General features: G+C 72.0%; 13 protein-coding genes and 1 pseudogene. 4 read left to right on the top strand and 10 right to left on the bottom strand.

The window, feature by feature from the left end:
- Positions 1-792: an enoyl-CoA hydratase-related protein gene (locus Phou_RS45455; protein WP_173070253.1), complete on the top strand. Its 792-nt coding sequence runs from the start codon at positions 1-3 to the stop codon at positions 790-792.
- 133 nt (positions 793-925) lie between these two features.
- Complete coding sequence (locus Phou_RS45450) at positions 926-1738, top strand: hypothetical protein (protein WP_371872280.1); 813 nt, start codon at positions 926-928, stop codon at positions 1736-1738.
- 49 nt (positions 1739-1787) lie between these two features.
- Here the strand turns inward: Phou_RS45450 and Phou_RS45445 are convergent, their stop codons facing one another.
- The 4 genes from Phou_RS45445 to Phou_RS45430 form a co-directional block, all read right to left on the bottom strand.
- A complete protein-coding gene (locus Phou_RS45445) occupies positions 1788-2066 on the bottom strand; it encodes a GlsB/YeaQ/YmgE family stress response membrane protein (RefSeq protein WP_173070249.1) in 279 nt (92 codons plus the stop codon).
- A 50-nt stretch (positions 2067-2116) separates the two neighbouring features.
- On the bottom strand, positions 2117-2620 hold the full coding sequence (locus tag Phou_RS45440; protein ID WP_173070247.1) for an NUDIX domain-containing protein: 504 nt from the start codon (positions 2618-2620) through the stop codon (positions 2117-2119).
- A complete protein-coding gene (lepA, locus tag Phou_RS45435; protein WP_173070245.1) occupies positions 2617-4473 on the bottom strand; it encodes a translation elongation factor 4 in 1857 nt (618 codons plus the stop codon). The genes Phou_RS45440 and lepA overlap by 4 nt, the downstream gene beginning before the upstream one ends.
- 86 nt (positions 4474-4559) lie before the next feature.
- Positions 4560-5090 carry a DUF4240 domain-containing protein gene (locus Phou_RS45430; protein ID WP_173070242.1) on the bottom strand — a complete coding sequence of 177 codons (531 nt, stop codon included), beginning with the start codon at positions 5088-5090 and terminating at the stop codon, positions 4560-4562.
- 47 nt (positions 5091-5137) lie between these two features.
- Between Phou_RS45430 and Phou_RS45425 the strand changes: the two genes are divergently transcribed.
- Positions 5138-6121: an aminoglycoside phosphotransferase family protein gene (locus Phou_RS45425; protein ID WP_173070240.1), complete on the top strand. Its 984-nt coding sequence runs from the start codon at positions 5138-5140 to the stop codon at positions 6119-6121.
- A 136-nt stretch (positions 6122-6257) separates the two neighbouring features.
- Positions 6258-6524 carry a 30S ribosomal protein S20 gene (gene rpsT / locus Phou_RS45420; protein WP_173070238.1) on the top strand — a complete coding sequence of 89 codons (267 nt, stop codon included), beginning with the start codon at positions 6258-6260 and terminating at the stop codon, positions 6522-6524.
- A 1007-nt stretch (positions 6525-7531) separates the two neighbouring features.
- Here the strand turns inward: rpsT and Phou_RS54070 are convergent.
- From Phou_RS54070 to Phou_RS45390, 6 genes and pseudogenes are all read right to left on the bottom strand, one after another.
- Positions 7532-7801, bottom strand: a pseudogene (locus Phou_RS54070) (hypothetical protein); the annotation flags it as partial.
- Between the two features lie 233 nt (positions 7802-8034).
- Positions 8035-9075 carry a DNA polymerase III subunit delta gene (holA, locus tag Phou_RS45410; RefSeq protein WP_173070236.1) on the bottom strand — a complete coding sequence of 347 codons (1041 nt, stop codon included), beginning with the start codon at positions 9073-9075 and terminating at the stop codon, positions 8035-8037.
- Between the two features lie 83 nt (positions 9076-9158).
- Positions 9159-11522 (bottom strand): ComEC/Rec2 family competence protein, encoded by a 2364-nt coding sequence (locus tag Phou_RS45405; protein WP_173070234.1) that lies wholly within the window; start codon positions 11520-11522, stop codon positions 9159-9161.
- Positions 11519-12613 (bottom strand): helix-hairpin-helix domain-containing protein, encoded by a 1095-nt coding sequence (locus Phou_RS55935; RefSeq protein ID WP_371872270.1) that lies wholly within the window; start codon positions 12611-12613, stop codon positions 11519-11521. The genes Phou_RS45405 and Phou_RS55935 overlap by 4 nt, the downstream gene beginning before the upstream one ends.
- 273 nt (positions 12614-12886) lie before the next feature.
- Entirely contained in the window at positions 12887-13726 is an 840-nt protein-coding gene (locus tag Phou_RS45395) for a DegV family protein (RefSeq protein WP_173070232.1), read from the bottom strand.
- A gap of 78 nt (positions 13727-13804) precedes the next feature.
- The gene (locus Phou_RS45390; RefSeq protein ID WP_246274640.1) at positions 13805-14119 is read right to left on the bottom strand and encodes a hypothetical protein; all 315 of its coding nucleotides are present in this window, start codon (positions 14117-14119) and stop codon (positions 13805-13807) included.
- Between the last annotated feature and the right edge of the window lie 24 nt (positions 14120-14143).

Below are 14143 nucleotides of genomic sequence, written 5' to 3'. Positions count from 1 at the left end.
ATGACTTCTACTGGTGAGTCGCTGGTCCGCGTCGAGACCGGGCAGGGCGTGGCGACGCTCACTCTGGACAGCCCGCACAACCGCAACGCGCTCTCCACGCCGCTGATGAACCAGCTGCTGGCGGCGCTGGAGGCGATGGAGGGCGACGAGTCGGTGCGCGTCGTGGTGCTCACCCACACCGGACCCGTTTTCTGCTCCGGCGCCGACCTCAAGGAGACCGCCGAGGCGGTGGCCAGCGGCCGCATACCTGTGGCGATGCTCGGTGACGTGCTGGCCGCGATCTGGGAGTGCCCCAAGCCGGTGGTGGCGCGCGTGGGCGGGCCGGCACGCGCCGGTGGCCTCGGCCTGGTGGCCGCCGCCGACATCGCGATCTGTGCCGAGGAGGCCACGTTCGCCTTCTCCGAGGTACGGCTGGGGGTGGTGCCCGCAGTCATCTCCGCGACCGTCCTCCCTCGCCTCACCCCTCGCGCGGCGGCCGAGCTCTTTCTGACCGGAGACACGTTCGACGGGCGGCGAGCAGAGCGTATCGGCCTGGTTACGCAAGCGGCACCCGCAGAGTCGCTGGATGCCACCGTCGCGGCGTATTGCCGTGCTCTGGTGCTCGGCGGTCCGGAGGCGCTCGCCGGCACGAAAGGCATCCTGCACCGGCGGCCGACCGCTACGGTACGTGAAGAGCTTTCCGAGCTGTCGGCCCTTTCGGTGGGCTACTTCCAGTCCGAAGAAGGGCAGGAAGGTGTCCGGGCTTTTCGGGAGAAACGCCACGCGTCATGGGTGCCCGAGGGGTTGGCCTGAGGTTAACTCCCCCTTCCGCGCCAAACCGGCCACGGGTACGGTCGCCGGCAGGATCACGTCGTACCCTGGACGGACAACTCAGTGAGGGGTGACGGTGCGTATTCGGGCAGGGGTAGTGGCAGCCGTCGGCCTGATGCTCGTCGCGGTCATCGGGCTGGTCGTCGGCAAGCACGACTGGACCCCTGACCTCAAGCTCCCCCGCCCGCACAGCCGCGCCTGCACCGTCCAGGCGGACGGCGAGGTCGCCCTCAACCCGGAGCAGATGGCGCACGCGGCCACGATCGCCGCCATCGGCATGCAGCGGCGGATGCCGGAGCGGGCGGTCGTGGTGGCGCTGGCAACCGCGTTCCAGGAGTCCAAGCTGGAAAACCTCTCCGGCGGCGACCGCGACTCGATCGGCCTCTTCCAGCAGCGTCCCAGCCAGGGGTGGGGGACGCCGGAGCAGATCAGCGACCCGAGGTACGCGACCAACAAGTTCTACGCCGCGCTCAACAGGGTGCGCGGCTGGGAAAAGATGCGGGTCACCGACGCGGCGCAGCGGGTGCAGCGCTCGGCCTACCCGGAGGCGTACCAGAAGTGGGCCGACGAGTCGACGGTGCTCACCAAGGCCCTGCTCGGCAACGCGACGGGTGCGGTGGCGTGCACCGTGGACGGTGAGCCGGCCATGCGCGGCGCCGCCGCGGCGACGGCACTTGACAATGGACTTCGCCTCGACTGGGGCCGCCTCGAGGCGTCCGCGCAGGTCACCGGTCTGACAGTGCCGGCGGCAAGCCCTCAGGCCGGCTGGCGGTACGCACACTGGCTGGTCTCCCACGCCACCGACCACGGTGTGAAGCGGGTGCGGTTCGGCGGTCTGGAGTGGACCGCCGACGACGGCGCCTGGGCCAAGATCACGCAGCCCGACCAGGCGCAGCACGTCGTGGCCGAGGTCTTCGCCGAGCCCTGACACGGCGATGGGGCCCCACCCGCGGGGCCCCATCTCGTCTCTCCGTGCGTCAGTAGCGACTGACGCCACGCCGTCCGGCTACGCCCACCACCAGCGCCACACCAATGGCGGCCAGCACGACCTGGATAAAGATCTCGGTCCAGTCCAGGCCCGAGGTGTTGGCCACACCCGCGGCCCGCGCGATCACGGTGCCGAGCAGGGCAGCGCCGACGCCAATGAGCATCGTCAGCCAAATGGGGATGTTCTGGCGGCCGGGAACCACCAGCCGCCCCAGCGCGCCGATGATCAGCCCGATGATGAGCGCGGAAATAATGCCGGTTGCGGTCACGGTCGTCCTCCAATCGGGGGTTCGTTCTGACCGCAAAGGTGCCCGTGACTTCACCGCCCTAAACGCCGCGCCGCCTCAGCTATCGCCCGATCCATCGACCCGAACGCCAGCGACGGCGGCCTGTCGATGTCGAACCACGCGTGGTCGGAGGACTCGCGCGGGTCGAGCACCAGCCGCGCCCCCTCGGCCAGTGTGGCCAGGTAGAAGCACTCGAGCACGGGCAGGCGCTCGTCCTGGTAGTCGTACGTCCCGATGTACATCGCGATGAGATCGCCGAGGGTGATGGCGACGCCGAGCTCCTCGCGGGCCTCGCGCACCGCGGCCGCCGCGGGCTCCTCCCAGCCGTCGCAGAAGCCGCCGGGCAGCTCCCAGAGCCCCGCGCCCGGCTCCAGCACCCGCTTGAGCGCGAGGAACCGCCGTCCATCGTGGACAATCAGGTTGGCGGTGGGCCGGGCGTTGACGTAAAGCTCGTAGCCACAGGCGACGCAGGTGGTGGGTGGCTTGTCGTGCAACCCAGCGCCGCAGCGGGGACAGAAGCGCGCCTCTACGGTCACTTCTTCGCCTTGTTGTCCCCACCGTCCGAGGTGGACAGTGCCGCGATGAACGCCTCCTGTGGCACCTCGACGCGGCCCACCATCTTCATCCGCCGCTTGCCTTCCTTCTGCTTTTCCAGCAGCTTGCGCTTACGGGTGATGTCACCGCCGTAGCACTTGGCGAGCACGTCCTTGCGGATCGCCCGGATCGTCTCGCGGGCGATCACGCGGTTGCCGATCGCCGCCTGGATCGGCACCTCGAACTGCTGGCGCGGGATCAGGCTGCGCAGCTTGGCCGCGATGGTGACGCCGTAGTTGTACGCCTTGTCCTTGTGGACGATCGCGCTGAAGGCGTCGACCGCCTCGCCGTGCAGCAGGATGTCCACCTTGACGAGCTCGGCCTGCTGCTCGCCGCTGGGCTCGTAGTCGAGACTCGCGTACCCCTTGGTGCGGCTCTTGAGCTGGTCGAAGAAGTCGTAAATGATCTCCGCGAGCGGGAGCGTGTAGCGCAGCTCGACCCGGTCGGCGGACAGGTAGTCCATCCCCAGCAGCGTGCCGCGCCGGCCCTGGCACAGCTCCATGACCGCGCCGACGTAGTCGTTCGGCGTGAGCACGGTCGCACGGACCACCGGCTCGTGCACCTCGGCGATCTTTCCGTCCGGGTACTCGCTCGGGTTGGTGACGACGTGCTCGGAGCCGTCTTCCATGACGACGCGGTAGACGACGTTGGGAGCGGTCGAGATCAGATCCAGGTCGAACTCGCGCTCCAGCCGCTCCCGGATGATCTCCAGGTGGAGCAGGCCGAGGAAGCCGCAGCGGAAGCCGAAGCCCAGCGCCGCGCTTGTCTCCGGCTCATAGTTGAGCGCGGCGTCGTTGAGCTTCAGCTTGTCGAGCGCGTCGCGGAAGTCCGGGTAGTCGGAGCCGTCGATCGGGTACAGGCCGGAGTAGACCATCGGCTTGGGATCCTTGTACCCGCCGAGCGCCTCCTTGGCCGGCCGCGAGTTGATGGTGACCGTGTCACCCACGCGGGACTGGCGCACGTCCTTCACACCGGTGATGAGGTATCCGACCTCGCCGACGCCGATGGCCTGCGCCTTCTGCATCTCGGGCGAGATGACGCCGAGCTCGAGCAGCTCGTGCACCGCGCCGGTGGACATCATCTTGATCCGGTCGCGGGCCTCGATCCGGCCGTCGATCACGCGGACGTAGGTGACCACGCCGCGGTACACGTCGTAGACCGAGTCGAAGATCATCGCGCGAGCCGGCCCGTCGGCCTCGCCCTTCGGCGGGGTGAACTGCCGCACGATCTCGTCGAGCAGGTGGGGCACGCCCTCGCCGGTCTTGCCCGACACCCGCAAGCAGTCTTCGGGGCTGCCGCCGATGAGGTGGGCCAGCTCCTCCGCGTACTTGTCCGGCTGGGCGGCCGGCAGGTCGATCTTGTTGAGCACGGGGATGACGTGCAGGTCGTTTTCCAGCGCCAGGTACAGGTTGGCCAGCGTCTGCGCCTCGATGCCCTGCGCGGCGTCGACAAGCAGCACGGCACCCTCGCAGGCGGCCAGGCTGCGCGAAACCTCGTACGTGAAGTCGACGTGCCCCGGCGTGTCGATCATGTTGAGCACGGCCGACTCGCCAGCGTGGTCGCCCTCCCGCACCGTCCACGGCATGCGCACGGCCTGGCTCTTGATCGTGATGCCACGCTCGCGCTCGATGTCCATGCGGTCCAGGTACTGATCGCGCATCTGCCGGGCGTCGACCACGCCGGTGAGCTGCAGCATCCGGTCGGCCAGCGTCGACTTGCCGTGGTCGATGTGGGCGATGATGCAGAAGTTGCGGATGCGGCCAGGGTCGGTCGCGCCCGGGCTGTTTGCGCTCATCGGTGGCACAGTCGTCCGTTCTCGTTCAACCTGCGGGAACGGCCGGCGAATGGCCGGCCGTTCTCTATGGTCCCACGCTTTGCTCGCTACTCGGCCGGCGCCTCGTTGAAGAGCGCCGCCAGGCGCGGGAAGCGGCGACGGACCTCCTCTTCATCGTCGAAATCCCAGAAATCGTCGGTACTGGGGCGTTTTGTCGCCGGCTCCTCGGGCATCTCCTCGCCGGTGGCCTCGCGGTATGCGTCCACGGCGACAGCCAGCATCTTTTCCGAGCCCAGCTCCTCGCCGGTGAGCGCGGCCCGCTTGACGGCCGGCAGCTCGGCCAGCGAGTCGGGCTCGCCGACCGCGCGCGCGAACGCCTCCCTGCCCTGCGCCATCAGCCAACCGCGGAACGCGTCGAAGCCCTCGTCGGAACAGCCACCATTGACCAGGTAGGCAGCCCCAAAAAGATCCACCTTGTACGACGCGTCGAGCACCCGCCGCCGGTGCTGCTCGAAGCCGACGATCTCGGCCGCGTCGCGCTTGGCCAGCGTGGCGACGGCCCGGCCCGCCACCGCGTCCGGGGTGCCGCCGTCGCGTGCCGCGTCGCCGATCAGCGCCCAGAACTCGTTCGTGTTCATGCCGCCGACTGTGCCAGACAGGTGTGACACCAGGGCACTATGGGTGCATGTCCAGGATGCCGATGCCGGCGGTCCCGTACGCGTCCACCGCGGTGCGCCCCTCCTGGGCCGACCTGCCCGCCGACCTGCGGGCCGCGATCAGCGCGCGGCTGGGCTCGCAGGTGGTCTGGGCCACGACCGCCGGCGGAGGCTTCACACGCGGCTTCGCGGCCGTGGTGGACACGGCCGACGGGCAGCGGGTCTTCGTCAAGGCGGCCTCGCTGAGCACGCAGCGGCACCTCACCGACTGGTACGCGCGGGAGGTCGCGGTCACCGCCGCGCTGCCCGCCACGGTCCCGGCGGCACGCCCGCGGTGGACGCTGACCGCCGCAGGGCACTACGTGATCTGCCTTGACGCGATCGAGGGCAACATGCCGGACCTCCCCTGGCGGCCGGCCGAGCTGGACGCCACGCTGGCCGCGTGGGCGGTAGCCGCCGACGCGCTGCGCGAGCCGCCCAAGGAGCTGGTGGCGGTGGGGCTGCCGTGGCTCTCCGACCTCGTGCGCAGCGACCTCTCGTGGTGGCGGGAGATCACCGCGGGCCGCGAGGCCATGCCCCAGGCGCCGCCGTGGGTGGAAAAGCAGCTGGACGACCTCGTCGCGCTGGAGGCAGCCCTCCCCGGGTACGTCCACACGGACGCGGCCACCCACTGTGACCTGCGCCTCGACAACGTCATCATCGACACCGCCGGCGCCGCCCACCTGTGCGACTGGACCTGGGTCTGCTTCGGGCCGGCCTGGTGGGACACGGCGTCGCTGCTGCTCACGGCGTACGCGAGCGGCCTCGACGCGGACGCCCTCTTCGCGGCCCATCCCACCGCCCAAGACGCGCCGCCCGAGGGCTTGGACGCGGCGCTGGCGGCACTGGGTGGGTACATGCTCACCCGCGCGGAGGCAGGCCCCACCGGCGCGTCGCCGCACCTGGTGAGCCACCAGCGCTGGACCGGCGAGGTGGCGCTGGCCTGGCTTGCCTCCCGGCGGGGGTGGGCATGACCGCGCCGCTGCCCGTTTTGGATGTGTGCCGGGCTGGCTGGTAGTCTGGTGCGTCGCGCATGGTGACGTGTAGATGTCGCGTGCGCTCAAGATCCCGAAACCGAAACCCCAAGAACGACAAGGACGAGGCTGTCGCGTGGCGAACATCAAGTCCCAGATCAAGCGCAACCGGCAGAACGAGAAGCGCCGGCTGCGTAACAAGTCGGTCAAGTCGTCGCTGAAGACCGCCATCCGGAAGTTCAACGAGGCGAGCGAGGCCGGCGACACCGAGACCGCCGCCGCCCTCATGCGTGACGCCTCGCGCAAGCTGGACAAGGCCGTCAGCAAGGGCGTGATCCACAAAAACCAGGCCGCCAACCGCAAGTCGGCGATCGCCAAGCGCCTCCAGACGCTGGCCGCCTGAGGCTTTCGCACGACCTTCGGGCACCGCCGGAGAGGTTAATCTCCGCGAGCGGTGCCCGTCGCTTTGCCCGCTCAGCCTGCGGGGCAGCGGCCTGGCGTCTCTGCCCGCTTAGCTTTGTGGGGCCGGCTTGCCGTCTTTGCCCGCTTTAGCCTGTGGGCGGCCTGGCGAGGGTTGGCCTGGCGTTCCTTCTGCTTTGGGCGGCCTAGCGTCTTGGCCTTGCGCCTTGGCTTTGGGTGGGCGTGGCGTCCTTGGCCTTGCGTCTTTGGCCCTCGGGTCCGGCCTGGCGTCTCCGGCCCCTGGGCGGCCTGGCGTCCTTAGCTCTGGCGTCCTGGCCTTGCGCTTTGGCTTTGGGCGGGCCTGGCGTCTTGGCCTTGCTCGGCATGGCGTCTTTGGCCTTTGGCGACCTGGCGTCGTGCCTACTCGTAGCGGCGACTCGCGGACTGGCGCTCCCGCTGGCTGGGCGCGTCGGTGTGTTCGACATGGTGGGCCATCGCGTAGGCGTGCTGCCGCCAAGCCGCATCCAGGTAGCGCCCGGCCGCCGCATACCCGCCGCCTGTCTCTGCTCGCCGCCCGGCGTCCTGCTCCGCTGGCGGCACGACCGGAAACTGCGCGGTCGTCTCCACGTCCTTGTCCCGCCGAGCCGCGACCGGCAACTGAACGGTCGGCTCGGTGAGAGCCGTCACCGCCCCGCTCTCCCCCGGCGCGAGTGTGTCGTCCCGTCCACCCAGGTGGCCCGTTGTGTCGTGTTGGATACCCGGTTGGACGGTCGCCTCGCTCCACTCGGGGCCGACCGTGGGGTGGTCGCCCGGTGGGACGGTCGCCACGTTCCGCTCGTGACCGCCTGGTGCGGCGGAAGCCTCGTTCCGCTCCATGCCGATCGCGGGGTGACCGCCCCGTGAGGCGGCGGCCTCGTTCCGCTCGGGCCCGATCGTGGGGTGACCGATCGTCGGGTGGCTGCCCGCTGGGGCTGTCGCCTCGTTCCGCTCCGGGCCGATCGTGGGGTGACCGGCGGTCGGCATGAATGCGATGACCTCGCGCCGCACCCGCTCCCGCTCCCGCTCCGGAGTCCGCGCCGCCGAACGGGCAACCGCGCCCGCCACCAAGTCGTTGACCTTCACCATCAGCGCGACCGACACCGGCAGGATGAGCACGACCCACCAGCTCACGAGCTCGGCCAGCGCCAGCAGCAGGCCGAGCGCGATGGCCCCCTCGAAGTACACGAAGCACAACATGCCGCCCGGGTAGAGGTGGCGCAGTCGCAGCGCCCGGGCGTACATCGGCCGGTACCGCGTCTCCGGCGCGCCCGGCTCAGTCGTGCGGGTCAGGACCCGCTTGTCAGCGGGCCGGTGTCGCGCCTTGCCCGCCGGCCCGTGCACCGCCCCGCGGGCGTCGGCCTCCGCGGAACGCGTCGCAGCGACCTCGCGCGCCGCGCGTCGTCCCGCTTCAGGCGTCTGGTGCCTCGCCTCGGGGCGCTGGCCCGCATCCGCCACGTGTGTCGTCGCCTGCTTGCTCATCGGCTGCCACCCCCTCGTCGCGCGCCCTGTGTGGCCGCCTGGCCCGCTCCCGGCCCGCCGGAGGATGTGCCGTGGCGGGCCGCGGCCACGGCGAAGATTGCACGCTCCAAGGCGTACCCGCGGTCGTCGGAGCCGCCTTTGACCTCCGCGTTGCACTCCGCGGCCGCCCGCATCGCGTCGACGAGGCCCTCCGGGCTCCAGCCGCGACCCTGGCGCTGCGCCCGCTCGATCTTCCACGCGGGCATGCCGAGGCTGCTCGCGAGCTGGTACGCGTTGCCGCGCCCGGCCGAGGCGACCCGCGCCACGGTACGCACGCCGTCGGCGATGGCGTCCGCGATCGGCACCGGGTCGACGCCGATATGCAGCGCCCACCGCAGCGCCTCAAGGGCACCGGGCACGTCACCGACCATCGCCGCGTCCGCGACCGTGAAGCCGCTGACCTCCGCCCGCCCCCGGTAGTACCGGGCGACGGTGTCGGCGCCGATCCGCCCGTCCGTGTCGGCCACGAGCTGCGAGCAGGCCGCCGCGAGCTCGCGCATGTCGTTGCCGACGGAGGCGAGCAGAGCCTCGGCGGCATCCTCGGTGCAGCGGCCGCCCAGCCGCCGGAACTCGTCGCGCACGAACGCCACCCGCTCGCGGTTGCCCTTGAGCTTCATCGCCTGGACCACGGTGGCACCGGCAGACTTCAGGCCGTCGGCAAGCGCCTTGCCCTTGGCCCCGCCCGGATGCGTGACGATGAGCGTGACGTCGGGATCGGGCTGCTTCGCGTACGCCAGCAGGGCCGCCGTCAGGTCCTTCTTGGCGTCCTGGCCGTTGCGGAGCACGAGCACCCGGCGCCCCCCGAAGAGCGAGGGGCTCGTCATCTCCGCGATCTCGCCGGGGCTGACCGCACCACCCTCGTACTCCCGCACGTCAGCCCCCGGGTCGGCGGCTCGCGCGGTCTCGATGGCATGGGCCACGGCTCGCGTGACCAGAAGTTCCTCGTCACCAGAGACGAGCACGATCGAGTCGGTGGCTCCTGCAGTCACGCAGCCCATACTTGCACGGCTGATCGTTTGAGTATCACGTTCGCTCACTCGATCGGGTTGCCTACGCACCACTCACCGCCAAAGCGGACAAATCACCGCGGTGGATCTCGGCCCCGTACCGCGACGGCGAGACCCCCGGCCGTCGTGCGGACGGCCGCAAGGTCACCGTCCACATCGGTGCGCAGGACCCGGGCACCGCCGCGCGCGAGGCGGCCGAGCACCGCCGCGTTTGGGTGGCCGTATCCGTTGTCGACGCCCACCGACACCAGCGCGAGTGCCGGATCCACCGCGTCGAGGAACTCCGGATCTTGGTATCCGCTTCCGTGATGGGCGACCTTCAGCACGTCCGCCCGGATCCCGGCGGCTCCCACCTGGTCGAGCAGCGCGCGCTGCTCCTCGCTCTCCGCGTCACCCGTCAGCAGGACGCTCAGCCCGCCAGCCGAGATGCGCACGACCAGGGAGTTGTTGTTGGGATCCGAACGTGTCCCGCGCAGCTCGTGCGGCGGCCCGACCACCTCGACGCGCACCCGACCCACCACGCGGGTCCAGCCCGCGGTCACCGGCTCGACCGGCACACGCTTGGCGGCAGCGGCCCGCATGACGAGGTCGCGCCCGTACGCCGGCTCGGGCCACGCCGTGGTCACCATCGCGCCCACCGACCGTCCACGCAGGACACCGGCCAGCCCACCGACGTGGTCGGCGTGGAAGTGAGTGACCGCCAGCAGCGGCACCGCGCGAACGCCGTGCCGCCGCAGGCAACGGTCGGCGGCCGCCGGCTCCGGACCCGCGTCGAGAACCACCGCCTGCCCCTGGCCCACGGGCACCAGCACCGTGTCACCCTGCCCCACGGAGCAGACCGCCACGATCCATCCGCTCGGCGGCCAGCCCGACGCCACGAGCCGCACGGGCAGCGCACCGATCACCACCGCCGCGGCGACTACGGCCGTCAGCCGGCGGACGAGCCTGCGGCGCGCCGCGACCAGAAAGGCGAGCGAGATCGCGCCGAGCAGGAGCGCGCCGGTCACGCCACCGGGCCACGGAAGGCTGCCTGAGGGCACGCGCGCTCCAAAGTGCGCGACCATCACCAGCCACCATGCCGGCCACCCGCCAAGCCACGCGGCGAACGCGGCCCCCGCCGGCCAGATCGGTGAGATGACCGCCGCGCCCACGCCGAGGAGCGTGGCGGGCGCGATCGCGGGCACGGCCAGGAGGTTTGCCGGCACCGCCACGAGGCTCACCGTGCCGGACAGGCCCGCGACGACCGGCCCACAGGCGAACTGCGCGGCGGCCGGGACAGCCAATGCCTCCGCCGCCCCGGGCGGCACTCCCGCCCGCCGCAAACCGTCCCGCCAGCGCGGTGCCAGCAGCAGGAGCCCGCTGGTGGCCAGCACCGAGAGCGCGAACCCCGCGTCGCCGGCCAGCTCGGGATCCCACACCACCAGTGCGGTCACCGCCACGGCCAGCGCGGGCACGGCCGCACGCGGTCGCCCGCTGGCGAGGGCGATGAGCCCGATGGCACCCATCGCGCCGGCCCGGACCACGCTCGGCGACGGGCGGGCCAGGATCACGAACCCGGCGAGCGCCACCGCGCAGAGCGCCGCAGACAGCGCCGGACCCGCGCGGGCCCACCGTGCCAACAGCAGCACCGCGCCGATGACGATCGCTACGTTGGCACCGCTGACCGCCACAAGGTGCGTCATGCCGGTGGCGCGGAAGTCGTCGTCGACCGCCGGATCGAGGCGGCTGGTATCTCCGACGACCAGTCCGGGCAGCAGGCCGCCCTGCGCGTCCGGCAGCGGGGCACAGGCCCTCTGGAGACCCGCCCGGAGCGCACCGGCGGCGCGCTGTGCCCATGACGGCTCGCCGTGCCGGATCGGCGGGCCAGTGGCCGAAAGCAGCGCCGAGCTGAGGTCGCCGCGCCCCGCCGGCAGCAGCCGGCCGGTCGCCGTTACCCGCTGCCCCGGCAAGAGATCACGCCACAGTGGATCGCTGGCGAGGACGACCACCCGTGCCCGCACCGCGATCGCCCCCTCCGCCGGCCGCACACCGCGGAGGTGCGCGGCGACCAGGTAGGTCTGCGGACGGCCGGCGAGCGAGCGGATCGGCCGCGGGTCGTCGCGCACCACCAGATCGGCATCCACGCGCGCGTGCTCGCGGACCAAGGCGGCGATCGGCGCGGCATCACGCGTCGCGACCCGGGCCGCCGTCGCGGCGCTGCCACAGCTCACACCGAGCAGCACGCTCGCGACCACCCAGCCGTGCGGCAGCGCCCGCCACCGCATGACCGCCGCCACGGTGCCCGCGGCAACTGCACCCGAGACGGCGGTCACGATCGCGCCGCGCACCGGCATGTAGAGAGCGGCCAGCGCGGACAGCCAGGTCGCCACCGCGAGACCAGCGAGCCGCAGGTCGGGCAGCCGCCCACCGGCCGGGCTGACGGGCTGCGGCCCGCTCATACCGTCACCAGCTCCTTGAGCTGCTCGTACCGCGCGTCGCCGATGCCGTCGACCTGCCGCAGATCACTGATCGTCCGGAACGGGCCGCTCTTTTCGCGGTGGTCGAGGATTCGCTGCGCGAGCACCGGCCCGACACCTGGCAGCGAGTCGAGCTGGGCGAGCGTCGCGGTGTTGAGGTTGACCTTTCCGCCCGCGGCACCACCGCCACTCGCACCATCGGCGGGCCCGCCGGCACCTTGGTCGCCAGCGGCACCTGGTGGTGCGGTGACACCGACGAGGATCAGCTCGCCGTCGGTAACCTTGCGGGCCAGATTGAGCAGGGCGATGTCGGTGCCGGGCAGCACACCACCGGCCGCGGCGAGGGCGTCGGCCACCCGGGCGCCCTCGGGCAGGTGGACGAGACCGGGCTTGCGGACCTTGCCGGCCACCGCGACCACGACCTCCCCGCCGCCGGGCGAAGGCGCTGCACGGTCGGGTGGAGCCTCATCCGTGACGGCCGGGAGCGGCTCGGCCGCCACGGGCTCGGCGTGTGGCCGCGAATACCAGGCGATCGCCGCTGCGATCAGGACGACAACCGCCGCCACCGCCGCCAGCGCCCGCACTCCCCGCCGCCCCGGATCGAACGCCGAACCGCCTCCAGCCCGACTCGGGCGGTCGTCGCCGTGCCCGCCGGAGCCGGCCGCTGCGACCGGATGGTGCGACCCGAGCCTGACACCCGCGGGATCAGGCACAGGGTGGCCGATGCCCGAGCCGCGCGCCACAGGATCACCCGAACTTTCCCACCCGCCGCCACGCGGCCCCTGCGGAGGATCGGGCGCTGCGACGCCCACCCTCAGCTCAGCCGGCCAGGTGTCAGGGCCAGGCGCAGCGCGGCGCGACGGGGCCGGCGCCGGGCCGGACACGGTCGAACGGGCGGCGCGCGGGAGTGGGACGGCCGGCTGGGGAACCGGTGCGCGCCCCACTGACACGGCGGGTGGCGGCAGGCCACCACCTTCCGGTGGGCCGGCATGCCCGCCGCCGTCGGGTTGAGCGGTCAGGCGATGAAGGCGTTGCCGGACCGCGCTCTGCTCGTCTTTCGATGCCCCGTGCACGCCGCGACGCTAGGCCGGATCGGGTCGCCGGCGAGTCGATCGTGGGGTCCGCTGTGGACGGCCGCGACGCCTGTGGACAACGCCCTGATCAAGCCCAAACCTGCTATGACGACGGTCCGCAGACCGCCGCACCCAACCTCCGTACGACCTCAGGCGACCGCACACGAACACCGCCCGGACCGCGACGACCGCCGTAACCCCAACAACCAGCGCGACCAGCCCAAAGACCCACCGCGCGCCCCAAAGCCGGCGACCCGCGCAAGGCCCCGCCCGCTACGGGAGCCGGCGGTGGATGACGATGCCGAGCAGGCCCGGACCGACGTGTGCGGCCACCACCGCGCCCACCTCGGTCACATACCGCTCGTGCAGCCGCCCGCCCAAACGCTCACCCAGCGCCTCCGCCAGCGCCGCCGCGCGCTCGCCGGCGCCCAGGTGGTGCACGGCGGCGTCCACATCGGACTCGCCGGCGGTCTCCACGGCCAGGTCCACCAGGCGGGCCAGGCCGCGGCTCGCGGTGCGGACCTTGTCACGCAGCACGATCGCGCCGTCCGACACGTGCAGGATCGGCTTGACCGACAGCGCCGTGCCCAGCAGCGCCGAGGCCGGGCCGATGCGGCCACCGCGACGGATGAACTCAAGCGTGTCCACATACAACAGCGTGGTGGTGCGGTCGATGGCTTCGGTTGCCGCGCGGCGTACCCCATCAAGGTCGGCACCCCCGGCGGCGGCCGCCTCGGCCGCGAGCGCCGGGAAGCCGAGGCCCATCCCGGTCGATCTGGCGTCGACCACCGCGACCCGCTCCCCCAGGTCGGCCGCCGCGAGGGTGGCGGACTCGACGGTGCCGGACAGCTCGGCCGACAGGTGCACCGACACCACGGCGGACGCGCCGGCGTCGAGCAGGCGGCGGTAGGTGGCGGCGAACAGCTCCGGCGCCGGCCGCGAGGTCGTCACGGCGACCCGCCGCGCGCCGAGTGCCTTGGCCACCTCGGCGGAGGTGGCGTCCAGGCCCTCGCGGCCCTCGACCCCGTTGATCACGACGGTGAGCGGGACGACGGTGATGTCGTGCCCAGCCGGCAGGTACGCGGTGGAGTCGGTGACGACCGCGACGCTCACGGCGCGATCCCGACCGCAATGGGCCCGATGATTCGCTGGCCGCGCTCGCTCATGCGGGCACGGTAGCGGATCAGGCTGTCAACGCGACACGATCTCGGTGACCACGAATGGTGTCCCCTGCTGGCAGGTCGTCATCATGCCCCGCTCCACCCGCCCGCGGACCGTGAGCGTGGCGCCCACGCGCAGGTCGTCGCGGTTGATGCCGGGGCCGGGCAGCAGCAGGTACTGGTCGAGCAGGCGGCAGCCCATCTCGACGCCCTCCACCACCGTGCCGCTGATCTCGATCGTCGCCGCGGAGCCCGAGGGCTTGCCGGACGGCGTGGGCGTGGGCAGGTCTTCCGGAGACGACGGGGACGGGGACGCGGAGGGCGAAGGCGGAGGAGTGGGGCTCACGTCGCCACCTCCGGGCGAGTCGGT

This window comes from Phytohabitans houttuyneae, assembly GCF_011764425.1.
Lineage (GTDB): Bacteria > Actinomycetota > Actinomycetes > Mycobacteriales > Micromonosporaceae > Phytohabitans > Phytohabitans houttuyneae.
This window is presented reverse-complemented; position numbering and strand designations above follow the sequence as displayed.